At 43.2% G+C, this 25,356-nt stretch carries 26 protein-coding genes and 1 other annotated feature; of the genes, 3 read left to right on the plus strand and 23 right to left on the minus strand.

The genetic code is table 11. The features are described from left to right. Positions 1-209: 209 nt before the first annotated feature. The 9 genes from LG336_RS20885 to nadB form a co-directional block, all read right to left on the minus strand. On the minus strand, positions 210-416 hold the full coding sequence (locus tag LG336_RS20885; RefSeq protein ID WP_251431356.1) for a DUF2905 domain-containing protein: 207 nt from the start codon (positions 414-416) through the stop codon (positions 210-212). Continuing rightward, positions 413-1,414: a Holliday junction branch migration DNA helicase RuvB gene (ruvB, locus tag LG336_RS20890; protein ID WP_404329397.1), complete on the minus strand. Its 1,002-nt coding sequence runs from the start codon at positions 1,412-1,414 to the stop codon at positions 413-415. Before ruvB ends, LG336_RS20885 begins: the two co-directional genes overlap by 4 nt. Positions 1,415-1,683: 269 nt before the next feature. Then, positions 1,684-2,286: a Holliday junction branch migration protein RuvA gene (gene ruvA, locus LG336_RS20895; protein WP_404329398.1), complete on the minus strand. Its 603-nt coding sequence runs from the start codon at positions 2,284-2,286 to the stop codon at positions 1,684-1,686. A gap of 118 nt (positions 2,287-2,404) precedes the next feature. Continuing rightward, on the minus strand, positions 2,405-2,941 hold the full coding sequence (locus LG336_RS20900; protein ID WP_404329399.1) for a BofC C-terminal domain-containing protein: 537 nt from the start codon (positions 2,939-2,941) through the stop codon (positions 2,405-2,407). Positions 2,942-3,419: 478 nt separating this feature from the next. Beyond that, complete coding sequence (locus LG336_RS20905) at positions 3,420-4,415, minus strand: phosphotransferase (RefSeq protein ID WP_404329400.1); 996 nt, start codon at positions 4,413-4,415, stop codon at positions 3,420-3,422. Continuing rightward, positions 4,387-6,384 carry a SafA/ExsA family spore coat assembly protein gene (gene safA, locus LG336_RS20910; protein ID WP_404329401.1) on the minus strand — a complete coding sequence of 666 codons (1,998 nt, stop codon included), beginning with the start codon at positions 6,382-6,384 and terminating at the stop codon, positions 4,387-4,389. Before safA ends, LG336_RS20905 begins: the two co-directional genes overlap by 29 nt. A gap of 695 nt (positions 6,385-7,079) precedes the next feature. Next, entirely contained in the window at positions 7,080-8,186 is a 1,107-nt protein-coding gene (gene nadA / locus LG336_RS20915; RefSeq protein WP_404329402.1) for a quinolinate synthase NadA, read from the minus strand. A 16-nt stretch (positions 8,187-8,202) separates the two neighbouring features. Next, positions 8,203-9,036 carry a carboxylating nicotinate-nucleotide diphosphorylase gene (nadC, locus tag LG336_RS20920; protein WP_404329403.1) on the minus strand — a complete coding sequence of 278 codons (834 nt, stop codon included), beginning with the start codon at positions 9,034-9,036 and terminating at the stop codon, positions 8,203-8,205. Then, the gene (gene nadB, locus LG336_RS20925) at positions 9,005-10,603 is read right to left on the minus strand and encodes an L-aspartate oxidase (RefSeq protein WP_404329404.1); all 1,599 of its coding nucleotides are present in this window, start codon (positions 10,601-10,603) and stop codon (positions 9,005-9,007) included. Before nadB ends, nadC begins: the two co-directional genes overlap by 32 nt. Positions 10,604-10,693: 90 nt before the next feature. Here nadB and LG336_RS20930 point away from each other — a divergent pair, with 90 nt between their 5' ends. Then, positions 10,694-11,866: an IscS subfamily cysteine desulfurase gene (locus LG336_RS20930; RefSeq protein WP_404329405.1), complete on the plus strand. Its 1,173-nt coding sequence runs from the start codon at positions 10,694-10,696 to the stop codon at positions 11,864-11,866. An 18-nt stretch (positions 11,867-11,884) separates the two neighbouring features. Next, positions 11,885-12,421, plus strand: a complete 537-nt coding sequence (locus LG336_RS20935; RefSeq protein WP_404329406.1) for a transcription repressor NadR — start codon at positions 11,885-11,887, stop codon at positions 12,419-12,421. Positions 12,422-12,867: 446 nt separating this feature from the next. On the opposite strand, the gene pheA is transcribed toward LG336_RS20935, so the two are convergent. The 10 genes from pheA to LG336_RS20985 form a co-directional block, all read right to left on the minus strand. Next, complete coding sequence (gene pheA / locus LG336_RS20940; protein ID WP_404329407.1) at positions 12,868-13,716, minus strand: prephenate dehydratase; 849 nt, start codon at positions 13,714-13,716, stop codon at positions 12,868-12,870. A gap of 107 nt (positions 13,717-13,823) precedes the next feature. Further along, complete coding sequence (locus LG336_RS20945) at positions 13,824-14,279, minus strand: ACT domain-containing protein (protein ID WP_404329408.1); 456 nt, start codon at positions 14,277-14,279, stop codon at positions 13,824-13,826. A 24-nt stretch (positions 14,280-14,303) separates the two neighbouring features. Beyond that, positions 14,304-15,596, minus strand: coding sequence for a GTPase ObgE (obgE, locus tag LG336_RS20950; protein WP_404329409.1), 1,293 nt, complete (start codon positions 15,594-15,596; stop codon positions 14,304-14,306). A gap of 54 nt (positions 15,597-15,650) precedes the next feature. After that, entirely contained in the window at positions 15,651-16,199 is a 549-nt protein-coding gene (locus LG336_RS20955) for a Spo0B C-terminal domain-containing protein (protein WP_404329410.1), read from the minus strand. 395 nt (positions 16,200-16,594) lie between these two features. Next, positions 16,595-16,888, minus strand: a complete 294-nt coding sequence (gene rpmA, locus LG336_RS20960; RefSeq protein ID WP_404329411.1) for a 50S ribosomal protein L27 — start codon at positions 16,886-16,888, stop codon at positions 16,595-16,597. A 12-nt stretch (positions 16,889-16,900) separates the two neighbouring features. Then, positions 16,901-17,233: a ribosomal-processing cysteine protease Prp gene (locus LG336_RS20965; protein ID WP_404329412.1), complete on the minus strand. Its 333-nt coding sequence runs from the start codon at positions 17,231-17,233 to the stop codon at positions 16,901-16,903. 12 nt (positions 17,234-17,245) lie between these two features. Then, positions 17,246-17,554 (minus strand): 50S ribosomal protein L21, encoded by a 309-nt coding sequence (gene rplU / locus LG336_RS20970; protein WP_404329413.1) that lies wholly within the window; start codon positions 17,552-17,554, stop codon positions 17,246-17,248. Positions 17,555-17,568: 14 nt separating this feature from the next. Continuing rightward, positions 17,569-17,649: a sequence feature (ribosomal protein L21 leader region), on the minus strand. Positions 17,650-17,787: 138 nt separating this feature from the next. Continuing rightward, positions 17,788-19,266: an Rne/Rng family ribonuclease gene (locus tag LG336_RS20975; RefSeq protein WP_404329414.1), complete on the minus strand. Its 1,479-nt coding sequence runs from the start codon at positions 19,264-19,266 to the stop codon at positions 17,788-17,790. Positions 19,267-19,367: 101 nt separating this feature from the next. Continuing rightward, a complete protein-coding gene (locus tag LG336_RS20980; RefSeq protein WP_404329415.1) occupies positions 19,368-20,234 on the minus strand; it encodes a M50 family metallopeptidase in 867 nt (288 codons plus the stop codon). Continuing rightward, positions 20,227-21,009: a peptidoglycan DD-metalloendopeptidase family protein gene (locus LG336_RS20985; protein ID WP_404329416.1), complete on the minus strand. Its 783-nt coding sequence runs from the start codon at positions 21,007-21,009 to the stop codon at positions 20,227-20,229. The genes LG336_RS20980 and LG336_RS20985 overlap by 8 nt, the downstream gene beginning before the upstream one ends. 197 nt (positions 21,010-21,206) lie before the next feature. Between LG336_RS20985 and LG336_RS20990 the strand changes: the two genes are divergently transcribed. Further along, positions 21,207-21,419 (plus strand): hypothetical protein, encoded by a 213-nt coding sequence (locus LG336_RS20990; RefSeq protein ID WP_404329417.1) that lies wholly within the window; start codon positions 21,207-21,209, stop codon positions 21,417-21,419. Positions 21,420-22,245: 826 nt separating this feature from the next. On the opposite strand, the gene minD is transcribed toward LG336_RS20990, so the two are convergent. The 4 genes from minD to mreC form a co-directional block, all read right to left on the minus strand. Continuing rightward, positions 22,246-23,049: a septum site-determining protein MinD gene (gene minD / locus LG336_RS20995; RefSeq protein ID WP_404329418.1), complete on the minus strand. Its 804-nt coding sequence runs from the start codon at positions 23,047-23,049 to the stop codon at positions 22,246-22,248. 1 nt (position 23,050) lies between these two features. Beyond that, complete coding sequence (gene minC / locus LG336_RS21000; protein ID WP_404329419.1) at positions 23,051-23,731, minus strand: septum site-determining protein MinC; 681 nt, start codon at positions 23,729-23,731, stop codon at positions 23,051-23,053. 157 nt (positions 23,732-23,888) lie between these two features. Further along, positions 23,889-24,407 carry a rod shape-determining protein MreD gene (gene mreD, locus LG336_RS21005; RefSeq protein ID WP_404329420.1) on the minus strand — a complete coding sequence of 173 codons (519 nt, stop codon included), beginning with the start codon at positions 24,405-24,407 and terminating at the stop codon, positions 23,889-23,891. Then, positions 24,404-25,300, minus strand: a complete 897-nt coding sequence (gene mreC / locus LG336_RS21010; protein WP_404329421.1) for a rod shape-determining protein MreC — start codon at positions 25,298-25,300, stop codon at positions 24,404-24,406. Before mreC ends, mreD begins: the two co-directional genes overlap by 4 nt. Positions 25,301-25,356 lie beyond the last annotated feature (56 nt).

The raw sequence follows: 25,356 nt of genomic DNA on the forward strand, positions 1-25,356 counted from the left end.
ACCTATATTCTTTTTATGTATGGCTCTTTTCTCAACTATGTTGCTCTTCGAGATAAAATGTGATTGTTCGAGCTAGGTTCCACTGCAAAACAGCCTTAATTTGTAAGAAAAGAGCTTGAAAACTTATTATAGTGCGCAAACTAGCTTTTTCTGCGTTAAAATCGGCATTTGGATTTTAACAACATTCTTTACAAGAACAGCCTTATGTATTAACGAAAACGCCCAATGAAGTAAAAGATTAACGACAGGAGGATGCTAACGACAATGGAGGTTACGATTGGAAAATAAAATGTCGTCCCACCCTTTTTAATGACGATATCGCCTGGTAGCTTTCCAAGGTTAAAAAAGTGCACAAGAAAACCAGCGATGAAAATCACCGCCCCAAGAATCATTAAAAGCTTACCCATTCCCGTCATTCAGAAGGCACCTCCATTTGAAAGTGTCGGTAAACTGCGTGTGTGACGACTCTACCACGTGGTGTTCGTTGCAGGAATCCGATTTGTAGTAAATACGGCTCATATACATCCTCAATCGTATGAGATTCTTCCCCAATGGTTGCCGCAATCGTTTCCAAACCGACCGGTCCCCCACGGAATTTCTCGATAATCCCTTTAAGTAATTTATGGTCAATATGGTCGAGTCCTAAACGGTCAACCTGCATCAACTCAAGTGCCTCATTGGCCAGTTCGATATCAACGGAACCATCGCTGCGAACCTGAGCAAAGTCACGGACACGGCGAAGCAAACGATTAGCAATCCTAGGCGTTCCCCGTGAGCGCCGGGCGATTTCAACGGCCGCACTCATATCAATTTCGGTATCAAGCAATTCCGCTGTCCGTAAAACAATCTCTCGTAAATCTTCCTCTTTATAATACTCTAAACGGCTTAACACACCAAATCGGTCCCTTAATGGGGCAGATAATGAACCTGCTCGAGTTGTGGCACCAACAAGCGTAAATGGCGGCAAATCCAGCCGAACAGAACGTGCCGACGGCCCTTTTCCAATCACAATATCAAGACAGAAATCCTCCATTGCCGGATATAATACTTCCTCAATGGCTCGAGGCAGTCGATGGATTTCATCAATGAATAACACATCACCCGGTTCAAGCGCGGTCAAAATAGCTGCTAAATCTCCTGGTCGCTCGATCGCTGGACCAGAGGTAGTGCGCATGTTCACGCCCATCTCATTGGCAATAATCGCTGCCAGCGTTGTTTTCCCTAAGCCTGGAGGTCCATACAAAAGCACATGATCCAAAGTTTCCTGCCTGAATTTTGCTGCCTTTATGAACACCTCAAGATTTTCTTTCACCTTATCCTGCCCAATGTACTGTGTTAAAGTTTGAGGGCGCAAGCTTTGTTCAAAGGAAAGCTCCTGCTCGCCTGCTTCTGTGGAGATGATCCGTTCGTCCATATATTCATCACCCTTTAAATCTAGTTTCCGTGAAACAAGTGAACATCATTCGTTACCTTAGGCTCTTTTCTCAACCTTTGTTGCTTTTTAAAAGAAAAATGTGTTTGGACAATCTTTTACTGTAGTTTAGCCCACATTCATGAGAAAAGAGCTTGCAAATTTTCTTTAACTTACAAAATAGCTTATCCGCCGTTAAAATCGGCTTTAGGTAGTAAAAATCGGCTTTAAGATTTTTACAATTTTAACAACAACCGTTACAGAAAAAAAGCCTATCTTAATAACTTCTGCAATGCCTTTTTAATATATTGGTCGGTTGTCAGTTTTTCTTTCTTCAGCTCAGGGGTAATTTTCTTCAATTCTTTTTCAGAATAACCAAGAGCTTTCAATGCTAGGACAGCCTCATCAAATTCAGTTGATAGATCCTCCACCACTGTTTCTTCAGTGAACAGATTTGGAAAGAAATCAGGAACAATATCCTGAAGCTTGCCTTTCAAGTCGAGAATCATCTGCCTCGCTGTCTTTTTCCCAACGCCTGGGAACTTGACAAGGAAGGCCTCATCCTCATTTTCGATTGCCTGAACGACCTGCTGTGGTTCACCAGAAGCTAAAATGGCCAGTGCACCTTTTGGTCCAATTCCAGTTACATTGAGTAGCCTAATGAAAAGAGCTTTTTCTTCCCGAGACTGAAATCCGTATAAAGCCATTAAATCTTCCCGTACATAATGAAATGTGAAAATCTGTATCTCTGAACCCATCTGCTTTGTAAAAGCAAAAGGATTTGGCGTGTGGATTTGGTACCCTACGCCACCGTTGTCTACTACGATGTACTCTGGACTAATAAAGTCCAGTTTCCCTTTTATATATTCAAACACGTATCTTTCGCTCCTCTATTTTGCTGTACCCCATTTTATCACACTATCTAACTAGGAACGAAGAAATTTAATCTACTCTCACACAAATAAGGACCGGTACGGACCGGTCCTGTTCATTTTATTGCATTTGCTCTCTAGTATAAGGCTTAAAGGCTTCAATCACTTTTTCATATTGATCCTTTGTCTTGATAGGAATTCCCTTTTTCAATTGCAGGCGTTCACGACTTTCTAGCTTGCCAACATCAATTTGAAAGAAGGATTGAATGATTCTTGATTCGTCAGGGCGCCCATTGAAGATGGTTAACACCCCATCTTCGGTTAGACCAAAATAGCCATTTGCTTTTAATAAGGGCGATATATCGTCAACATTTTGTTTAAAAACAACTGTATCTTCGTCCATTGAAATAAATTGCCATCCATCATACCGTAACCAGAGATCCTCCAACGACAAGACTTTCTCCTCTACCTTTTCTTCACTAATTTCACCGTCAAGGTAGACTCTCTCCAAAATGACCGTTATACCCAATGGGACTGCCTTCTCTTCATTTAACTGATTAGGCTGAGCTGCGAACACAATCCCACTACTTAGTGAGAAACCAAGGCCAAAAAAAGCAAATACTACGCTAAGCGTCTTGACAACAGACTTGAATCCCATTGCCGGTCACCTCACTTTTTAAATTCATTACTAGTATGACCAATATATTCATATTTATTAAAGGCTGTTTTCTTAAAGGTTGTTGTTAAAATTGTAAAAATCTTAAAGCCGATTTTTACTACCTAAAGCCGATTTTAACGTAAGTGAAACTATTTGGTGCGCTAAAATATAGTTTATAAGCTCTTTTCTCCCAGAATACGCAATTTTGAAGTGAAAACATAGCTCAACTAACCATTACTTTATAAGCTAGAGCAACAAAGTTTGAGAAAAGAGCCTTATTAAAACAAAAGCTCTATTAAGAGTTGCTGTTGATTTCCGCTCCAGGCACTTTGCTTCCATGGGCAGTCCGGTAGCCTGGCCTGTCTAGCAGCAGCGCCTAGCAGGAGTCTTCTATCCTTCAGTTTCAACCAACGATACTAAATTCAACCTTGTGTTTTAATATAGCCAAAACAAAAAGAAAGCAGTCTAGTGACTGCTTTTAAGAAGTAATTTTATTTTCAAGACTCTCAATAAAGGCTTTTCTATCATTGAATTGGGAAACCGTTAGCTCCACCAATGGTGCTACCCTAGCCGGGTTATAGTAACTATTTAATTTGATAATCCGATTCCATTCTCGAAAAATATCGGATGGATACATTAATCCATAAAGAAATGAGTTGTCATGAAGATGGTCAGCTAGCCCCTCCATTTTAGACAATGATTCTAGTGACCAATTCATAAACGGTAGAATTCGATTAGAATATTGAAGAAGGTCATAACTTGCTGGTCCAATGGAAACGAGATCAAAATCAATTAAATAAAGGTCACTAGACTTTGAACGAATAAAGTTATGATGAGCAACATCTCCATGGAGAATTACCGGAGCACGAGACTCAAAATCTGCTTTATGTTTTTCCATTCCAGCTAAAGCCACTTCTGCCCATTCTAAAAGTTCTGTTGTCATTTGTTTTGGCACATAATAGTTTACGATTGCTCGATTTATTTTAAAGCGCTGCAAACGGTCTCTCCACTTTTTCAGCAAATTCTGTTTGGGTATTACTCCTTTATAGGTGGGGACGAGCCTTTTGGTTGTTGAATGAAAGGTTGTGAGTAAGTGGAGACCTTCTTCACGCTCTACTTGTGATTGATACGTAAAGTGGTTCCTATTTTGGGCAATATAACCGATGCAGCCATAATAGCGGTTTTCGAAAAACAGCGGGGTATCAGTAAACTGATAAAACTCGTAGGTCTCATTAAAGCCTGCGCTTTTAAGTGAGGCAGTCAAATCCTGCTGCACTCTGAGCTTGGGCAGGTTCTGATACCCTTTTAAGATAAAAAGATTATTGTTTGTCTCTAACAGAAATACATTGTTTCGTATTTGCTTTAGTTGAAGAATTTCCAATGGCAGTGTACTGGTTAAATAGGAGAAGAGACGATCGATAAAATCGTCCCTTCCGGGGTGAAAATTAATATTCATTGCTTTCGTCTTCATCATTTCGTGGCATTCCATATGGATCTCCAGGCATTTGTTGAGCTGGATCAAATCCTGCCATCGGACCATGGCCCATTTGTGGGTCGAATCCTGGTTGTGGGGCAAATCCCGGTTGACCTCCAAAACCTGGCTGTGGATCGAATCCTGGTTGGCCTCCGAACCCTGGCTGCGGTCCGAATCCTGGTTGACCTCCGAACCCTGGCTGTGGTCCGAATCCTGGTTGACCTCCGAATCCTGGCTGTGGTGCAAATCCTGGTTGACCTCCAAACCCTGGCTGTGGTGCAAATCCCGGTTGACCTCCGAATCCTGGCTGTGGTCCGAATCCTGGTTGACCTCCGAACCCTGGCTGTGGACCGAATCCTGGTTGGCCTCCGAACCCTGGCTGTGGACCGAATCCTGGTTGGCCTCCGAACCCTGGCTGTGGACCGAATCCTGGTTGGCCTCCGAACCCTGGCTGTGGACCGAATCCTGGTTGACCTCCGAACCCTGGGTGATGACCGAATCCTGGTTGAGGGCCATACCCTCCACCACCTCCGCAGCCACAATCATTCATCATCGGTGCTTGTTGTGGCATCATTGGCATATTCATATTCATGTTCATATCAGGAGAATCGTAATCCTCTACTCCTTGAACCTGTGGCATTAACGGCATTTGTTCATCCATAGCTCCTTGTACTTGGGGCATCAATGGCATTTGTGCATCCATAGCTCCTTGCACCTGCGGCATCATACCGTGTGGCATTTGCGCATCCATTGCACCTTGTACCTGCGGCATCATACCGTATGGCATTTGCGCATCCATTGCACCTTGTACCTGTGGCATCATTCCAGGATGATGGAAGCCGTATGGTTCGCAAAGACCTGAACCTGGAAGGACTGGTGAAATTGGCATCGGCGGTGGGCAAGGATAATTCATTGCTGGTGCCGTTTGATATGGCATTGGCGCTTGCATATTTTCTACACCTTCAACTGCCTGATGAGGCATATTGGGCATATGCGGCATGTTTGGCATATGACCATACGCTGAAGATTCTGGGCTTTCTACACCTGGCATTGAATATCCAGGCATTTGTGCACCTTGAACTTGTGGATATGGCATTTGTTGCTGACCTGGGTACCCTGGACCCTGCATGCCTGGTGACATTGGAAATTGATGTGGATATGGAATCATAGAATCTTGGAAACCTCCTTGATTGATTGGAATAATTGAGGAAGACTCATCCCCAAATCCATCTGTGTTGTAATTTGGCATTGCTTCTTGTTTTACACCTGGGAAAATGTTTTTTGGTTTGGGTGGTAACTGTGGTCCACCTTGCATTGGCATTTGTTGCGGCGGCGGTGCCATATTAGCCATATTTTGAGTGTAGAATTGACTTAGTTCAGCCTCTGGAATCATGGTCTGAGGCATTTTAGGCGCAAATGGTTGTTTCGGTGTTTCCTTTATTGCTTCTTGTTTCGGTAGCTGCTTTGGTTTTGGCATCTCCGAAATCGGCTTAGGCATTGGTTTTGGTGCCGGTTTTGGTGTTTCCATAATCGGTTTCGGTGCCGGTTTTGGCTTTGGTGCTGGTTTTGGTGCCTCCATAATTGGCTTTGGAGCCGGCTTCGGCTTTGGTGCTGGTTTTGGCTTCGGTTCTTCCATTATCGGTGCGATATCTTTCGGCGACTCTTCTACCGGTAGAGGCATCTGCTCTTCCTTTACTGGTAGTTCCTTTTGTTTTTCTTTTATAATGGGATGTTCCTTCTTTGGCATCTCTTTTTTACTACCCCAATTGATTTTTGCCTTTCCGTCAGAGATGGGCGCTTCTTTTTTTATCGTCCCCCCTGTAGTCGGAACTTTTATTTTCATACCGGGCATTATCATATCAGGGTTGCTGAGCTGAGTATTCATCTGCTTCAGCTCTTCAAAGTTCACGCCGTACTTCTTGGCGATCTTCCAAAGAGTATCCCCTTTCTGTACGATATGGATCTTCATGATTTCCCTCCTATGGCATAAGTCCATATAGTCTATGTTTGTGTAGGCAAATTGCCATTAATCTTCAAAAAAACTTATGCTTCTCTTCCCATGTATATGTAACCAACCTAAAATTAAAGCTTTTCCATTGAAATTGGATAAGCCCAAATCATATTTGATATTTCTATTCACGTGTTTTGTGGTTCTATTTGCGGAAATCCTTTGTCTATTTGCAGTTTTCCTCATTCTATTTGCAACTTTCTGTACCCTATTTGCGGATAAAACACCTTTCTATTTGCATCGGCTTTTTCTATTCACGTAATTTGCGGTTCTATTCACTTATTTTCCGGTTCTATTCACTTATTTTCCGGTTCTATTCTCACAAATCCCCGGTCTATTCTCGCGGTTCTGACTTCTATTCACGCAAATCATCTTCCTATTCTCACGGGCCACTCCTATTCACGCTTTTTTAGGTTCTATTCTCACAAATCCCCGGTCTATTCTCGGGGTCCTGACTTCTATTCACGCAAATCACCTTTCTATTCTCACGGGCCACTCCTATTCACGCTTTTTTAGGTTCTATTCTCACAAATTCCCGGTCTATTCTCGCGGTTCTGACTTCTATTCACGCAAATCATCTTCCTATTCTCACCGCCCCATTTTTTACTCACCAAAATAAAAAAGTGCCCCAGCAAACCCCCGGGACACCTTCATTATTATGATTGTTCGAGCATTCGATTTAGTGCTTTTCTTGCATTTTCGGCTACGACCTCGTCTACTTCGATGACATTATGTCCTTCTCCTTGTTCAATCGAATCTAGGCACCACACTAGATGTGGCAAATCGATTCGATTCATTGTCAAACAAGGACACATATGAGGATTTAATGAAAGGATGTGTTTATCTGGATGCTCTTGAATGATTCGCTTGACCAGATTCATTTCTGTTCCGATTGCCCAGGCTGAGCCAGGAGGGGAGGCATTGATTGCTTCTATAATATAATTCGTTGAACCAGCTAAATCCGACAGAGCGACAACCTCGCGACGGCACTCAGGATGAACAATAATCTTCATATCAGGATACGTCTCACGAACTTGATGAATATTTTCAACCGTGAAATTCTCATGAACGGAACAATGACCTTTCCACAGAATCACCTTTACCTTTTCAATTGGACCTTCGAATTCCAACTCGTCTTTAAGCGGATTCCAGATTGCCATTTCATCAAGACCAATACCAATATTAAAAGCAGTGTTTCGCCCCAGATGTTGATCAGGTAAAAACAGTAGTCGCTCTTTCTGTTCGAACGCCCAGCGAACCATTTTTTCAGCATTGGAAGAAGTAACCGTTGCCCCTCCATGCTCACCAACAAAGGATTTAATCGCAGCAGTCGAATTGACATACGTAAGTGGCAAGATGGTTTCGCCAAACATCTCGATAAGTTTGCCCCATGCGCGTTCTGTCTGATAAATATCAGCCATATCGGCCATCGAACAGCCTGCACGCATATCCGGTAAATATACTTTCTGATCTTTCTTTGTTAAAATATCAGCTGTTTCAGCCATAAAATGAACTCCGCAAAACACGATATGCTCGGCATCACGGTTATCTGCAGATAGCTGCGCCAACTTTAATGAGTCCCCCGTCGCATCCGCAAATTGAATGACTTCATCTTTTTGATAATGATGTCCGGGAATATAGAGTTTGTTGCCGAGTTTTTCTTTAATTTCACGTACTCTCTCTTCAAGTTCCTCAGGCGTCATATTCCGATACTGCTCAGGTAGTTCTAGCGGTCGGGACCCGATTACATTAAGCAAATCCATTCTTTCTCCCCCTTGTTTACATATTCACTTTTACACTGATATCTAAAGCTTTTACCGTATGGGTTAGGAATCCTAAGGAAATATAGTCAACACCTGTATCTCGGTAGGTTGGTAAGGTTTCCATTGAGATTCCACCTGACGCTTCGGTTGTAATTCCTGAAGGAACAAGTTTAATCAATTCCTTGATTTCTTCTGGTGAGCGGTTGTCAAACATGATACAGTCAACTTTTGATTCCACAGCTTCTAGGACTTGCTCTTTCGTCTCAGTTTCGACTTCAATTTTAACCATATGGCTAATCTGCCTACGGACCTCATTGACCGCATTCGTAATTCCACCAGCAAAACTGATATGATTGTCTTTAATCATGACCGCATCATAAAGTCCGTAACGATGGTTAAACCCTCCGCCACAACGGACTGCATACTTTTCAAGCATTCTTAAACCTGGTGTCGTTTTTCTGGTATCACAAATTCTAGTATGAGAGCTTGCCAACGCCTCAACGGCTTCCTTTGTTTTAGTAGCAATCCCTGACATACGCTGAACAAGATTAAGTACCACTCTTTCTCCTTTTAAAAGATCAGAAATATTACCCTTTACGATCGCTAGCTTTTGACCAACTTCAACAGGCTCGCCGTCAGCGGTCATCATTTCAACCACCGCATTTGGATCAAGCAAATGGAACCCCGTACGAATGATTTCTTCGCCACAAAACACACCGGACGCTTTCGCGATAAACACAATCTCACCGGTTCCGGCCTTTCCAAAAATTAAATCACTGGAAACATCTCTGTCACCGATATCTTCAAGAAAAAACTGTTCAAGTTGTAAGCGCAGTTTTAATTTGTTCACGTTGACCACCCTTTTTTGTTTTTCTTTTATAGACGATTTGTTTCTTCAGCCAATTTGCATTATCTTCACCAGGGTAATCTGCTCGGTAATGCCCACCCCTGCTTTCTGACCGGGCTAAGGCTGCATCTGTCACCAACCACGCGGTAATCAGCATAAACACATCGTTGATTTCTTCGATTGAATAATCATCTAGCGAAGTTTCCAACCAATCCGCTAAACAGAAGGATTCAAGCCAACTTTTTTGCATCATTAAAGCGCCATTCTGCCGGACAATCCCCGTCCGGTCCATCATCGTTTGCTGTAAAACATGTTTATCTGGGAGAGAAAGACTCTTCTTTTCTGCAGGTTTTGATAGTACAGACACTTCGAAGTCATAATTTGATTTTTCTTTTAACCCAGATTGGTCATTAAGCCAATTTCCAAGTCGTCTTCCATAAACCAATCCTTCTAATAAAGAATTGCTGGCAAGACGGTTGGCACCATGAACACCAGTACAAGCTACCTCGCCAATCGCATAAAGACCTGCTATATTCGTTCGTCCTAAGCGATCTGTTTTAACTCCTCCCATTAAAAAATGACTTCCGGGAGCAACTGGCAAACGGCCTGTTTCAAGCTTGACCCCTGATTCGCGACAGATAGCCGAGACCGTTGGGAATCGCTCAGTAAAATTTTCAATCGTACTGATATCTAAATAAATGGGTTCCCCCATTTTTAAGTATTCATAGATGGTTTGCGACACAACATGACGCGGCGCAAGGTCCTTAAGCGGATGCACGCCCTCCATAATGAAAGTGCCATCTTCCGTCACGAGCCTTGCCCCTTCCCCGCGGACAGCTTCGGAAATCAAGCCTTTCGTTTGTCCGTCTACATAAAGGAGCGTAGGATGAAACTGAATGAACTCCATGTCGACTAGCTCTGCTCCAGCCAGATAGGCAAGCGCTAAACCGTCTCCTGTCACACTTTCCGAATTCGAAGTAAAGTGATACAACTGCCCGCAACCACCAGTCGCAAGCACAACATGCTCTGCATAATAAACTTCATTCGTTCCGTCTGGATGCTTTGCCTTCACGCCCCTACATTGATTGTCGTCGCTCATGATTAGCTCATAAACAAAGACATCTTCCTGAACCGTGATATGGCTACCTAATTGGGAAACTAGAAATTCAACGAGGCCTTTTCCTGTCGCATCCCCGCCGCTATGGACGATTCTCTTTTCGGAATGAGCTCCTTCCATCCCAAGCTTCAAATCTCCCTTTTTATTAAAATCAAACTGACAACCTGCTTGTGAAAGCCCGTTGATGATTCCCGGGGCTTCTTTCGTTAACTCCTTTACTGCTTCGGAATCATTGTGGTTTCTGCCTGCCTCAAGTGTGTCAAGAAAATGTAAATTCGGATGATCCTTTACACCCAATGCCGCAGCGACACCACCTTGGGCCATATATGAATTTCCTTTTGTCGTTGAATTTTTTGTGAGAACCATCACATTTAAGTCCTGTTTTAGGGTTGCTGCTAACTGTAAAGCAGCGATGCCACTGCCCACAATCAGTACATTCGCTATTTTCATCATTGTTTTCCTCCTGATTTTACAGGTGTCTTGACACCTATATTTACATAGATTTAAACTAATGACAAGATATTTTTATATTTTAGGAGACTGATGATGAAATATTTTGATTATGCTGCTAGCAGCCCGCTGGATCAAGAAGCCGCAGAATTGTACGTAAAAGCGGCTACAGAATACTATGGAAACAGCCAAAGTCTCCATGATATTGGGTATCAAGCAACCACCCTATTGGAGAACGCGCGAACCGAAATCGCCAAGTTATTCGCGGTTGAGGCAGACGGGATCTTTTTTACATCAGGAGGATCGGAAAGTAATCTTCTTGGGATACGTGCCTTACTATCAGCAAAGCTTAAGGAAGGTCGTCATATCATTACCGGGATCGCCGAACATGATTCCGTTTATCTTGTTATGAAAATGCTTGAAAAGGAAGGCTATGAGGTGACCTATCTTCCTTTTAACTCAGAGGGAAGGATTGAGGTTGCTGCCGTTGAAGAGGCGATGCGGGATGATACCATCCTAGTTTCCATTCAACATACTAATCCTGAAATCGGAACCTTGCAGCCAATTAAGGAAATTAGCTCTTTATGTAAAAAAAATCAGGTTCTGCTCCATAGTGATTGTGTACAGTCTTTCGGGAAAACCCCGATTCAAGAAATCGCTGCAGCAGTTGATACTCTCTCTATTTCGGGACATAAATTTTACGGTCCAAAAGGTACAGGCATTGCTTACGTGAATCCCCGGGTAGCTTGGAGGCCACAGATTGAAGGTGTGGCTCATGAAAAAGGACTTCGCGCAGGGACTGTCAATGTTCCCGGGATTCTGGCGATGACTTTAGCCGCACAGAAGGCTGTTTCGGGACTTGACGAGGAGATGAATCGTTTATCAATTTTACGGGACGTGTTTACAAATCACTTTACCTTTTTAGGAAATGAAGTGACCATTTACCCGTCACAGCTTCCCGGGCTGATTGGAATGCGTCTCCACGACCATGAAGGACAGTGGGTGATGCTTGAGTGCAATCGAAGAGGTTTTGCCATCTCCACTGGCACAGCTTGTCACATCGGGCTGTTAGCACCTTCTAAAACGATGGCAGCAATCGGAGTAACCGGTAAAGCAGCGAAGGAATTTATTAGAATCTCATTTGGAAGGCAGACCACTGAAGAAGATGTCCATAGTCTTGGTGAGTTTTTAGCTGAACTAGCTCAGCAACCTGAGATAAATGAACTTCACCGCCTGAGGTATGGTACAATTTTGAAGGGAAGTTAGATAAGGAGAGTAACAAATATGAAAAAAATATTAGGTGAAGAGCGACGAGCGCTTTTATTGGATATTTTAAAATCAAGTGCAGAACCGATTACAGGCGGAGAGCTTGCGGCCCAAACGAACGTTAGTCGACAGGTAATTGTCGGGGACATCACGCTGTTAAAGGCGCGGAACGAGCCAATTATCGCGACCAGTCAAGGGTATCTATACATGAATACGGGTTCGCCAGCGGCTCTTGCCGAACGAACGATTGCTTGTAGCCATTCTCCTGAGGCAACCGAGGAAGAGCTGAACATCCTCGTCGACCAAGGTGTCACGGTAAAGGATGTCCGAATTGAGCATCCTGTTTACGGAGATTTAACAGCCTCAATCATGGTTTCAAACCGCCGAGAAGTGAAGCAGTTTATGGAGAAAATCAAAAGGACAAATGCCGGGTATTTATCCGAATTAACAGAAGGCATCCATATCCACACCATCGCCGCCCAAAGCGAACGCGCATTGGACGAAGCCGAAGCTGCCATGAAAAAAGCAGGTTATCTGATTGATTTATCTGATTAAAAAATAGAGGCTACACTCTTGGAGGCTCTTTTGGAGCGCTGCTTTGAGTGTAGCCTTTTTACTTTGAGGTTCTATTTTACCGTTTAGCCACTTTCAAACTTGTTTCGGGTAATTAGAGGCCCTCTATTTTACCGTTCCCTCACTTTTCAACCTGCTTCGGGTAATTAGAGGCCTTCTATTTTACCATTCAGCCGGTTTCCAACCTGCTTCGGGTAATTAGAGGCCCTCTATTTTACCGTTCTGCCACTTTTCAACTAGCTTCGGGTAATTAGAGGCCCTCTATTTTACCGTTCTGCCGCTTTTCAACTAGCTTCGGGTAATTAGAGGCCCTCTATTTTACCGTTTAGCCATTTTCAAATCTATTTCGGGTAATTAGAGGCCTTCTATTTTACCGTTCGACTCATTTTCAACCTGCTACGGGCAATTAGAACCTACCTTTTACAACCCTATAGTTTAAAAGAAGGATAACTTCCTAGTACTTTCACGGAACAGCCGAGTGCTTCGAGTTCGGCCATGGCTCCTGGGATGAGGACTTCGTCCATTGGCTGTTCGATGTCGATAATGAAGAAGTAATTTCCAAGTCCTGTCTTTGTCGGTCTAGACTCAATTTTCGATAAATTCAGGTTACGCCATGAGAAGGCCGATAGCACTTGGTGAAGTGCTCCAGTACGGTCGGAAGGCAAGGTAACAACCAAAGTTGTTTTCGAGCCTTTGCTTACAAGTTCAGATGGTGGCAATGCTTGATCTTCCTTTGACAACACCACGAATCTAGTATGATTATGATCATAATCATGAATGTTTTCCCTCACGATAGTCAATCCATATTCCAATGCCGCTAGGCCGTTTGCAATCGCAGCAATATTTCTCTCAGGATGCTCCTGGACATATTGAGCGGCTGCAGCTGTTGACGTCATTCGTTCACTTGCGATTCCCTTCATTTCACGGTGAAGAAATTTATGGCATTGTGCAAGTGCGTGCGAGTGGCTTAAAATCAATTCCGCCTCTTGCCAACGACCTTCATTCTCTGGATGCACCATCAAATGCTGCTGAATTGGCGCTGTTGCCTCGCCTATAATAAATAATGGTACCTCATGAATTAAATAGTCTAAGGTAATATTAACAGAGCCTTCAAGCGCATTTTCAATCGGAACAACCGTGAAATCACAAAGTCCCTCTTCAACCGAATCAATGCATTCAGGGATCGTCACAAACGGGGTAGCTTCCTCCCTAGGAAATAAATGACGAACTGCCAAATCTGTAAACGTAGCACGCGGACCCAAATAACCAATCTTCATTGTTTCTCCCTCACTCCCCTTGTTGTTAAAAGGTGCAGAAGGACTAAGTCCCGCCGCACCACAATTAAGCATTCATTTTTATATGTAAGGATCTGAATCCTTAAAAGCTAAGCACCAGATCCAAGTACTTCTACTTTTTCAACAAATTCAAGCTGGCGAAGCCTTGTCAGCAATTCATCCATCTCAACCCTCATATCACCAATGTTTAAACTCAAGGTAACATTGGCTCGTCCCTGTAACGGAATGGTTTGGTGAATGGTCAGCACATTGCAACCACTCTTTGCGACAAGACTTAACAGCTCGGACAAAGTTCCAGAACGGTCCTCAAGATGGAAAAACAAGCTGATGATCCGCTCTTTTACAACAGTATGAAACGGGTAAACAGTATCGCGATATTTATAATAAGCACTTCTGCTTAAATCAACCTTCTGGACCGCATCCCAAACGGAATCGGCCTTTCCCCGTTCAATCATTTCCTTGGCATCTAATGTCTTTTTCATTGCCTCCGGAAGCACATCTTCTCTCACAAGATAAAATTTCTTATCGAAATGGTTCAGCTTCATTTCTCCACCCCGTGGTTCATTCAACTATTCAACAAATTCGAATTCATATTTCAGGATACGAACGGTATCGCCATCCTTCGCTCCTCGTTCACGAAGAGCATCATCAATCCCCATACCACGCATCTGACGCGCAAACTTACGAGTGGATTCTTCACTAGCAAAGTTTGTCATCTTAAATAGCTTTTCAATTGTTTCACCAGAAATGATAAACGTTCCATCTGGGTCCCTTGTAATCGTAAACTTGTCAGTGTCCTCTTCATGTCTGTAGATAACACGATTTTCACCTGGGTTGTCCTCCACTTCTTCAAGTAGCGGGAACTCTGGTGTTTTTTCGATGGTATCAGCAATTGAGAACAACAAATCACGCAAGCCTTCCCTTGTAAAAGCAGAAATCGGGAACACAGGATGATCATCGGTTAGCTTTTCTTTAAAAGCAGCAAGATTTTCAGCCGCTTCTGGCATGTCCATTTTATTCGCAACGATGATTTGTGGGCGCTCTGTTAAACGAAGATTATACTCTTCAAGTTCCTTATTGATGATTAAATAATCCTCATAAGGGTCGCGACCTTCAACGGCTGCCATATCAATCACATGAACAATAACTCTTGTTCTTTCAATATGGCGTAAAAATTGATGACCAAGTCCGACACCTGAATGGGCGCCTTCGATAAGTCCTGGTAAATCCGCCATAACAAAACTGCGATTGTCTTCCGTCTCGACCATTCCTAGATTCGGAACAATCGTCGTAAAATGGTACTCAGCGATTTTCGGACGCGCTGCAGAAACAACCGATAATAAAGTTGATTTTCCAACGCTCGGGAAGCCAACAAGGCCGACATCAGCAAGCAATTTCAGCTCAAGGATAACGTCTCTCTCTTGACCCGGTTCTCCGTTTTCGGATAATTCTGGTGCAGGATTCGCGGGTGTAGCAAAGCGACTATTTCCACGTCCGCCGCGACCACCTTTGGCAATCACAGCGCGTTGGCCATGCTCGGTAAGGTCCGCAATGACTTCCTCCGTCGCAGCATCTGACACGACTGTACCCGGTGGAACCTTAACGATCATGTCCTGAGCACCTCGACCGTGCTGATTCTTTGACATCCCGTGTTCTCCACGAGGCGCCTTAAAATGACGCTTATAGCGGAAATCCATTAATGTGCGTAATCCTTCTTCAACTTCAAAGATTACGTTGGCTCCTCTACCGCCATCGCCACCGGCTGGGCCACCATTTGGTACGTATTTTTCTCTGCGGAAGGCGACCATTCCGTTTCCGCCATCGCCGCCCTTAACATAAATTTTTACCTGATCGACAAACATTTTATTAAATTACCACCTGTCTTGAGTTAATTTTTATGGATGATTTCAGTATTATCATACCCGTTGTGAAGGAATCGTAAAAATCTCAAACGATACTTCTTCTTCTGAAACAGCACTTACCTCGATTTTCATCGTTGAACCCACGGGCTCTTCTAAAAAACGAAGGAAAGAGCTTTTATCAGTTAGTATTCCGCTGAAATCAAAAAAGAAACGGGTCTCCTTCTCGTCCGCCTGAATACTCACGGATAGATGGTTTTCCTGAAATTTTTCAATACATGCATCTAACGTCTCGAATAGCTTACTTGTCCAATTGGCAAGCAGTTGGTCATCAAGATGGTGGATATTGAGCGTTTTGGTCACTTCATAATCTAGTTGAAAAGAATGTTGATCCCAATTGCAGGTTAACAGCGAAGAAGCAAATTGAGGGAGGTTCAGATTGGTTAGGTTGGATTCCTGCCTAGCTTCGACAATAATCTCTTCGATGATATCTTTCACCCTGTCCACTTTATTTAAAGATAAGTTCCCTTTTATCAATTGGATCTTGTTCAGCCAATCATGGCGCGCATGCTTTAATACCTCTAAGGTATCCCAATCTTTTTTCATTAAAAAATTACCCCTAATCGTAGAAAACTGTCTTTTGTTAGTATAACAAAAAAGTAGGAAAAGGTAAGCAAATTTAGGTTGGAACTGCAAGATTTGGTAATTTCAATAGATAAAAAAGGGTTGTTTTAACTTAGTTGTTAATTTCCACTCCAGGCACGAGCGGTTCGCGGGCGTGCCGGAGAGCCTGGCCAGCTCCAGCGCCTAGCCCCTCGAGTCGCTTCTTGTCTAGCTCCTCGTCACTTCGCTCCTGCGGGGTCTCCCTTGGCCTTACACTCCCGCAGGAGTCTTCGTGCCTTCCGCTCCAATCAACCTGTGTACATATCAGCATTACCTTTTACACAGACAATAAAAAAAAGAAAACCCTAACCACATAGGCTAGGGTTTTCCTGGTTTACTTAAGCTTCTTGAGCTGCTGGGTAAACACTTACTTGCTTCTTGTCACGGCCTAGGCGCTCGAACTTAACAACGCCATCAACCTTCGCGAATAGTGTATCGTCGCCACCTTTACCCACGTTTACACCTGGGTAAATTTTTGTTCCGCGTTGACGGTAAAGGATAGAACCACCAGATACAAACTGACCATCTGCACGCTTAGCACCTAGGCGCTTAGCTTGAGAGTCACGTCCGTTCTTTGTAGAACCTACTCCCTTTTTGGAAGCGAACAATTGAAGATCCAATTTCAATAACATGTATTCCACCTCCTACTTTTTGAAGGTAATTTTTATGTGTTCTCGATAATTTTCCTCAATCGTCTGCAATGAGACAACCATTCCTTCGAGAAGAAGTTGTACTTTCTCATTTACACTCTCCGAAAGGTTTTTCGGTAAAGCACAGCGGAGAAAGCCGTCCTCATCATGAGTAATCTCAGGAGTGATGCCCGTTAAGGCATGCACGGCATTGATTGCGCCAACAGATACAGCAGATACGCCTGCACAGACGATATCTTGACCCCGTTCAGCAAAAAATGCATGGCCGCTAATGGCAAAGGATTGAATGGCACCGGATTGTGTACGATAAATCACAGCGTCAATCATTGAGAGCCAACCTTAAGCGTTGATTTTTTCAATAACAACTTTAGTGTATGGCTGACGATGACCTTGCTTTTTACGATAGTTCTTCTTCGCTTTGTATTTGAAAACGATGATTTTCTTTTGACGGCCCTGCTTTTCAACTTTAGCAGAAACAGAAGCACCCTCAACAACTGGGCTTCCAACCTTCACGTTTTCTCCACCAACAAAAAGAACTTTGTCAAAAGTTACTGTTTCACCAGCTTCAGCGTTAAGCTTTTCGATGAAGATCGCTTGTCCTTCTTCAACACGAATTTGCTTACCGCCAGTTTCGATAATTGCGTACATTCCACTGCACCTCCTCTTAGACTCAGACTCGCCATCCGCAGGCGTTTGCTCATGAGCAAAGCTTATTGACCTGGTCTGTGCGGTTGTAGCACGGGTGCGCTACAAACATAACATGAAAATACTATCATAGGATGCTATCTCTGTCAATCCTAATCTGTACCTCAGTTAATCCATCCCTTACTTTATCATAGATTATTGAATGTGGGAATACCCAACTGATGGGATTCAGTATTTTATTTATTTCCCTTCGTTGAAATCTCAATAACCGTGCCAAGCTGACGGATATGATAGTCAGGCTTAGGTGAATGTAATGGAGCAAAAAAGATTTTCATCCCTATCGCATCCTCTACTCGCAATCGATGAACATCATTTTCGCCTGAGAATACCTCAATTACTTCGGCTGTTGCCTCAATAAAAGCAGCTTCATAGTCTGATTGACGATGCTCCCACAACTCTCGTTCAAGACGGAAAGCCATCGTTTCTGCACTTAACACTTTCCCAGTGCCACTGCACACCTTGCAATGAGTGGTCATCGCTTCAGATATCGTCAGTTTCGTCTTTTTCCTTGTCAGCTGCAAGATTCCGAGCTCAGTTAATCCGGCTATTCTGGTTCGCCGACCGTCTTCAGCAAGCGCTGCTTCTAACACCTTAATCACAGCTTCCTTATCCTCAGCATTCTTCATATCGATAAAATCAATCAGAATCATCCCGCCAAGATCTCGAAGCCTAAGTTGACGCGCAATCTCGACTGCGGCAAGCTTATTCGTCGCAACCACCGTTTCCCTTAAGTCATTTTTACTAGAAAACCTTCCTGTGTTCACATCAATAATCGTTAGTGCTTCGGCTACATCAAAAATCAAATAGGCCCCGTTATCAAGCCAGACGACCCTTTTTAACAGCCTTTCAATTTCTTTTTCCACTTCATAAGCAGCAAAAACGTTTTCTGCTTGTTGATGATAGCGAATATCTAAGCTATCATTTTCTGCACTCCCCTCAAGCCTTTTCTTTAGCGACTGGTCATCCGCAATGACTTCTCCTGACTTGAGACTACTCATCATGGACAACAACTCTTCGTAAAAGAAATCCTTCGCCAGCACAATTCCTGGTTTTTTCTTCTTTTTAACCTGAAGCGCTAGTTCCTGATAGTCCTGGCGCAATCGTTCGAACTCTTCCTTCAGCGTTTCCTCTGCTTGCGAAACGGCAGACGTTCGAAAAATGATGCCCTCTTCCTCGGTCTTCAATTGCTCACCAAAGGCACGCCACTTTTTCTTAACCTCAGCTTCTGCTATCTTTTTCGAGACGGCGGTGTATTTTCCTGCAGGCATATAAATTAAATGGTCACCCTGAATCTCAATGATGGCGGTTAGTCTTGCACCCTTGGTCCCAGCAGCATCCTTTTCAACTTGAACAAGCAATTTCTCGCCTTGATGAAGATAACTTGAAATGCTTCTATTGGCTTTCTCTTCCTTGCTCCGCGAGTCAAGGACAAAGGACGGCAATTTATCACGAAATAGAAACCCACTTTTTTCTTCGCCAAAATTGACAAATGCGGCATTCATTCCTGGCACTACTTTTTCAACGATCCCAAGATAAATATTACCGACCAAAGACTGTTGGTCCGGTTGTTCTATGTAAAGACGTTCAAGGTTTTCATTTTTCAGAAACGCAAACCGTTTTTCTCTTGTTAACGCATTGATGATTAATCGATTCAATATAGTTCCCCACTTTTTATAATAAAAATAAGCAGGAATATATAAATCCCTGCTTATCCATTATGCTATTTTTTATAAAAAGAAAGCAAATTCTCTCGCCACTAATAGATGTAAACCAAATCACCCATTTTACCTTGGAGATTTTTTTCAGCAAAATAAGCATGAAGGAGTTCATTTTCATCAAGCGCCGCCTCTGTCCCGTCTTTTTTCTTGACGATCACCCGATGCTTGCAGCCCCGTTGAAAGTGTTCAAGAACAGAAGTAATTTCCTCCTCCTCAGATACTTCAATCGGCATTAGCTGCCTGAACTCCCCTTGATTTCCATAATACCTTTCCATCAGAAAGCGAATGAAAACGTAGCGCCGCTGCTTCCATTCATAAAACAGAGAAAACGCGAGAAATCCGATAATGATGATGACATTTAGCGTAAAAGGACCAATCAGCAGCATCGATATAGCAAAGATTGCAAGAACTGCTGCCGAGAAAAAGATGGTCTGAACATGCGCTCGCGGGAACGCTTTACGGAGGCTTAATAGTAAAAAGACCAGCTTGCCACCGTCAAGCGGCCATACAGGCAAAAGATTGAACAATAAGACCATTAGGTTAAATTCCGTAAACCGGTCATACCAATATTCAGGGATAACTCCCATTGAAAAGAGACCATAAGCGAGAGCCGCCATCCAAAGATGCTGAATTGGCCCAGCACTAACGACTATAGTCTCTTGATATAGAGAGCGATTGCCATGCTCATCCATCTCGGCCACACCACCGAACGGCAACAAGGAAATCTTTTTAATTCTCCACGAAAAAAAAGAAGCTGCCGCTGCGTGGCCCATCTCATGAATAAAAATGATTAGCAGCAATAAAGACAGCTCGATAAAATGGGCCGTTAAAATTGCCACAGCAACAACAACCCAAAGCAGCGGATGGATATGGATTTTTGAAAAAAGGCTAATCGCTTTATTCAAATTTGATCACCTCAATGGGATCAATAAAATCATCGCCTTTTTTTATCGCAAAATAAAAGGAACCTTTTTCTTCGTTGGCAGCTGGCGAAGCTTTGCCGACCGAAACTCCTGAGCTGATATACTCATAAACATTTACATCAAAATCAGCTAGATTTCCATACCATGATTCGCTCTTGTCCGCATGCTGGATGATGACTGTCTTTCCGAACCCTTCTTTCGTGCCCACAAAACGGACAAGTCCCTCATTCATTGCTTCAACTGGAGCGTCCTTGCCTGTTTCAATTGTAATCCTTTGCCCATTATCGCCAAAGTCCTCGAGGATTTTTCCCGAAGCCGGCAGCGCATAATGAGTGTTGCTACTGCTGTCAGGAACCTTTGCCTCCTGCTCTTTCATCGGGAGGAGGGCAAGCGGCTTCCCAAATTGCTCTTGATACCAATCAGAGACAGCAGCAAATTGAAAATCTGTTTCCATTGTGTTCGTCACAAAGTTTTTAATCGGCTCCGCCCGCTCCGTATCACTACGAAACAGGATTGCCACAATCAGGACGAGACAAGCAGAAGCAAGAATTTTTAGCATAAAAACTTCCTTCTTAAACAATGGATGATTGCCGTCCCCTGGACCTGCATCATACGACGGGAGCTTGTCAAACCCATAAAGCTCCTCTGTTTCAGGCAGACTCGTCCGAGTCACCGGATTGGACCTTTTCTCCATCCGATCTCTTTCCCGCTTGCGTTTTTCAATTCTCTTCCGGATATCATCAGCTCTTGACCCCATGTTACCCCACCATTCCTTTGATTGGACAGTTTGTACAATATATGAGGGTGGAAGGACAAGTATGCCAAAATTAATGAGTGGCGATTGGAAGGATTGTTAGTAGAGGAGGTGAGTGATGGGAAGTTTAATAGAGGGAAGCATAGGAATGGCTTATTAGTTACCTTTCCCAGGGGTTCCCTCAGGACTTAGGGGCACCAATGGCACCTATTAATGCTTTTTCTGAATATCGGTCATTAGCATTTAAGAACTTTTCCATCACTCCAATGGCATACTTTAGTATTAACCCATACTATGGTCAACTAGCGCAATCCTCATTAAATAACTATACTCTTCTTCCTTCCTCAACTATGGGCATTGAAGTGAGCTCTCAGTTCCCATACTCTTCTTCACTCCTCCACTATGAGCATTGAGGAGTACCTTCAGTTCCCATACTCCTCTTCACTCCTCGACTATGAGCATTGAGGAGTACCTTCAGTTCCCATACTCTTCTTCACTCCTCGACTATGGGCATTGAGGAGCACCTTCAGTTCCCATACTCCTCTTCAATCCTCGACTATGGGCATTGAGGAGTACCTTCAGTTCCCATACTCCTCTTCCCTCCTCGACTATGGGCATTGAGGAGTACCCTCAGTTCCCATACTCCTCTTCCCTCCTCGACTATGGGTATTGAGGAGTACCTTCAGTTCCCATACTCTTCCTCCCTCCTCGACTATGGGCATTGAGGAGTACCTTCAGTTCCCATACTCTTCCTCCCTCCTCCACTACGGGCATTGAGGAGTACTCTCAGTTCCCATACTCCTCTTCCCTCCTCGACTATGGGCATTGAGGAGTACTCTCAGTTCCCATACTCTTCTTCCCTCCTCGAGACTATGGGCATTAAGGAGTACCCTCAGTTCCCATACTCTTCTTCACTCCTCGACTATGGGCATTGAGGAGTACCTTCAGTTCCCATACTCTTCCTCCCTCCTCCACTATGGGCATTGAGGAGTACTCTCAGTTCCCATACTCTTCTTCCCTCCTCGACTATGGGCATTAAGGAGTACCCTCAGTTCCCATACTCTTCTTCCCGCCTCGACTATGGGCATTGAGGAGTACCCTCAGTTCCCATACTCATCTTCTTCATCCTATCATGGGCATTGAGCGGTTTTCCTGATTACATTTAGTAATAGAAAACAACAAAAAACCCCAGAAATAACTCTCCAGGGTTTAATCAATTCAAATCTATAAATAACACTCTTAACGCACTCCAAAGAATCGCTTGATCTTTGTAAACATGCCTTTTTCTTGATTATCCAAATGCTGCAATGGCACGGATTCACCGAGAATTCGGCGGGCGATGTTGCGGTAGGCGATGGATGCTTTGTTGTCTGGATTTAAGGCAATTGGCTGTCCATGGTTTGAAGCTTTAATGACTTCATCATCATCAGCGACAATCCCAATCAAATCAATTGATAGATGCGTTGTAACTTCATCGATATCCATCATGCCTTTTGATTCTATCATATGGCTACGAATTCGATTGATGACTAGCTTCGGTGGTTCAATGCCCTCTTCTTTTTCTAGAAGACCAATAATTCGGTCTGCATCACGCACAGCCGATGCCTCAGGCGTTGTTACCACAATCGCCTTATCTGCACCAGCAACGGCATTCTTATAGCCTTGCTCAATTCCCGCTGGGCAATCAATAATAATATAATCATAATCTTGTTTTAAATCGTCAATCAGCTTTTTCATTTGTTCTGGCTCAACGGCTGTTTTATCCGTCGTTTGCGCAGCAGGCAGCAAATAAAGCTTGTCCTCGAAACGCTTATCCTTAACAAGTGCTTGATGGATTTTGCATCTACCCTGAATCACATCAACCAAATCATAGATAATCCGGTTCTCGAGTCCCATCACTACGTCTAAGTTACGTAGGCCTATATCAGTATCAACAAGACAGACTCTTTTACCTTGAAGGGCCAAAGCTGTCCCAATATTGGCTGAAGTTGTTGTCTTACCTACCCCGCCTTTTCCAGATGTTATTACAATTGCTTCTCCCACTCTAGCGGCCTCCTTCGAATCTAGTTAAATTTGGTCTTTGCTGGATCAATGCTTGTAATCTATCAACAATTATTTGGTGATTTTCGGATATATACGCACACTCCATTGACTTTCCATCCTCATCGGAGTTTTGGTCTGGAGCACGATTAATGCAGTCACTAATTCGCAGCTGAGATGGTTTCATGACCGACGCTGCAATAACGGCCTCGTCATTCCCCTCACAACCTGCATGGGCTATACCCTTTAAAGTACCCATAACAAAAATATTCCCACTCGCTTTTATGGTACCACCAGGATTTACATCGCCAATTAAAAGCAAATCACCTAATACTTCAACCACCTGACCTGAACGGATTACCCGTGCGATGGAGACAATTTCTCCCTCTCGCTTCGCCCGTTCCGCCTCTTCCTTTGTTAGGACATTTGTCTCAATATCATCAACAATAAGGTTTCGCTTCTGGCGGACTAAATCCTTTAGCTCCTCCTTCTGCTCTTCAGACAAGTAGCGATTGCCGACTTTTACCTTTACGGTTAGTAGTTTATTTTCCTCCTGGACTCGGCTCGAGTTGGATAGCTTACGATCTAACTCCTGTTTCAGCTCCGTATAAGAGCATGTATCATCGAGATGGAGTGTCAATCCGTCTTTAGTTCCTTTAATTGTCACATTTTGTGTCTTTTTCATACAAGATGTTCACCTCAATGATAAAAGAAATTCGACATCGGCTTGCAAATTCCTTTTTTAGAATAACGGCAGAATGATTTTTCTATTAAAAAACTCGTTAGGACCATCGTCTTGGGCCCGCGATAATTACATCAATATTCACAGTAACTATGGCCTATCAATCATTCCGTAAAGCCTCAGCAAATCTTTCAAATTGTCGTTTAAGCGGATACGCAGCAAGTATGACAAGGATAAGATTCAATGCTAGGGTTGGAACAAGGCGAATTTCCGTAAAGCTAGAATAATTTATACTAGTAATATGAATCAACAGGTTCATCACGTAAACAGCGGCCTCAAGAAAAGCAACACAGATCAAACTGACAAGCGAAACAAACACAATATTCGTTTGAATAACCTTCATCATTTTCCAAAATAGAAAAGCAGATAATGGAAAAAGAAAGAAATAAATGCCGATAATTTCAGTATACACCATATCAAACAGCAACCCGAACACGAATCCATAAATAATTCCATGTTTTACACTGCCATAGATCGTTAGAAAAAAGATGGCGATAATCAAAATCCTTGGGACAAAGATATAATTTCCATTAAAAATATCAGCCGGGAATAGTTGGGTAAATAATCCTTCAAGGACGAACAGAAATGCAAGAAGAAGGGGAACTAAAAACCGTTTCACAGGTCATCCCCCTCACTTTCTTCATCTACTGTTTCTTCTTCTACCTCTTTTGGAATCGTCATGCCTCTCGTTAAAATCATCACATGACTGATATTATAAAAATCAGCTTCTGGTTTTATATAGGCGGTTTGATTCAATCCAAATTGGTCGGGAACAACTTCAATAACCTTTCCAATTGGCACATCGCCAGGAAAGACGCCACCAAGCCCGGAAGTTACGACCATTTCCTCTTCTTTTATATCTGCATCGACAGGCAAACCTTTTAATAAAAGCCATTCATTTTCTTTATCATAGCCTTCAATCGTACCAAAGAGCTTCTTATCTCCCTGTAAGGCTGCAGAAATACGATTTGTTGGATCAAGCGCACTCAAAAGTTGAATGGTTGATGTAAATGGTGTGGTACTTTTGACCTTCCCGATTAATCCACGTGCCGTCATCACGGCCATATTTTTTTCTACCCCGTGAGACGAACCCTTATTCACAATCACCATCTCATGCCAAAGCCGGTCAGGGCTTCGTGATATCACTGTCGCCTGCATCGGATCATAATCGCCAATCGATCCTTCTATTTCCAAAATCTCGGTAAGCTCAGCGTTCTCTTGTTCAAGTGCGTACACCTGAGCCTCAAGACGTGCCATGTCTTCGAGATGTTTCTTCAATTCTTTGTTTTCTTCATATGTATTTTGCAAGTCTTTAATGCTCTCAAAAATACCGACTACATATTGTGTCGGCGTTGCAACGAGTGACTGAACCCAGCCAGTCGTATCTTTCACAAATTTCTCCGGCCAGCTCAAATTCGCTCGGTCTCTTATCGAAAATCCAATCAATGCCACGAGGATAATAATGCTCACAAGCAAGATGATCAGGCGTTTATTCAGAAAAAACTGTGGCATCCGTTACACCCCAAATTTCTATAAAAAATAAAATCAATTTCATAATTAGGAGGAAA

It is taken from the genome of Mesobacillus maritimus (assembly GCF_044803185.1).
Lineage (GTDB): Bacteria > Bacillota > Bacilli > Bacillales > Cytobacillaceae > Mesobacillus_B > Mesobacillus_B maritimus_B.

Coding starts and splice junctions, on each gene's coding strand:
- LG336_RS20885 (WP_251431356.1), bottom strand. CDS start 416: ATGACGGGAATGGGTAAGCTTTTAATGATTCTTGGGGCGGTGATTTTC.
- ruvB (WP_404329397.1), bottom strand. CDS start 1,414: ATGGACGAACGGATCATCTCCACAGAAGCAGGCGAGCAGGAGCTTTCC.
- LG336_RS20900 (WP_404329399.1), bottom strand. CDS start 2,941: ATGGGATTCAAGTCTGTTGTCAAGACGCTTAGCGTAGTATTTGCTTTT.
- LG336_RS20905 (WP_404329400.1), bottom strand. CDS start 4,415: ATGATGAAGACGAAAGCAATGAATATTAATTTTCACCCCGGAAGGGAC.
- safA (WP_404329401.1), bottom strand. CDS start 6,384: ATGAAGATCCATATCGTACAGAAAGGGGATACTCTTTGGAAGATCGCC.
- nadA (WP_404329402.1), bottom strand. CDS start 8,186: ATGGATTTGCTTAATGTAATCGGGTCCCGACCGCTAGAACTACCTGAG.
- nadB (WP_404329404.1), bottom strand. CDS start 10,603: ATGATGAAAATAGCGAATGTACTGATTGTGGGCAGTGGCATCGCTGCT.
- LG336_RS20930 (WP_404329405.1), top strand. CDS start 10,694: ATGATGAAATATTTTGATTATGCTGCTAGCAGCCCGCTGGATCAAGAA.
- LG336_RS20935 (WP_404329406.1), top strand. CDS start 11,885: ATGAAAAAAATATTAGGTGAAGAGCGACGAGCGCTTTTATTGGATATT.
- pheA (WP_404329407.1), bottom strand. CDS start 13,716: ATGAAGATTGGTTATTTGGGTCCGCGTGCTACGTTTACAGATTTGGCA.
- LG336_RS20945 (WP_404329408.1), bottom strand. CDS start 14,279: ATGAAGCTGAACCATTTCGATAAGAAATTTTATCTTGTGAGAGAAGAT.
- obgE (WP_404329409.1), bottom strand. CDS start 15,596: ATGTTTGTCGATCAGGTAAAAATTTATGTTAAGGGCGGCGATGGCGGA.
- LG336_RS20955 (WP_404329410.1), bottom strand. CDS start 16,199: ATGAAAAAAGATTGGGATACCTTAGAGGTATTAAAGCATGCGCGCCAT.
- rpmA (WP_404329411.1), bottom strand. CDS start 16,888: ATGTTATTGAAATTGGATCTTCAATTGTTCGCTTCCAAAAAGGGAGTA.
- LG336_RS20965 (WP_404329412.1), bottom strand. CDS start 17,233: ATGATTGACGCTGTGATTTATCGTACACAATCCGGTGCCATTCAATCC.
- rplU (WP_404329413.1), bottom strand. CDS start 17,554: ATGTACGCAATTATCGAAACTGGCGGTAAGCAAATTCGTGTTGAAGAA.
- LG336_RS20985 (WP_404329416.1), bottom strand. CDS start 21,009: ATGGGGTCAAGAGCTGATGATATCCGGAAGAGAATTGAAAAACGCAAG.
- LG336_RS20990 (WP_404329417.1), top strand. CDS start 21,207: ATGGCACCTATTAATGCTTTTTCTGAATATCGGTCATTAGCATTTAAG.
- minC (WP_404329419.1), bottom strand. CDS start 23,731: ATGAAAAAGACACAAAATGTGACAATTAAAGGAACTAAAGACGGATTG.
- mreC (WP_404329421.1), bottom strand. CDS start 25,300: ATGCCACAGTTTTTTCTGAATAAACGCCTGATCATCTTGCTTGTGAGC.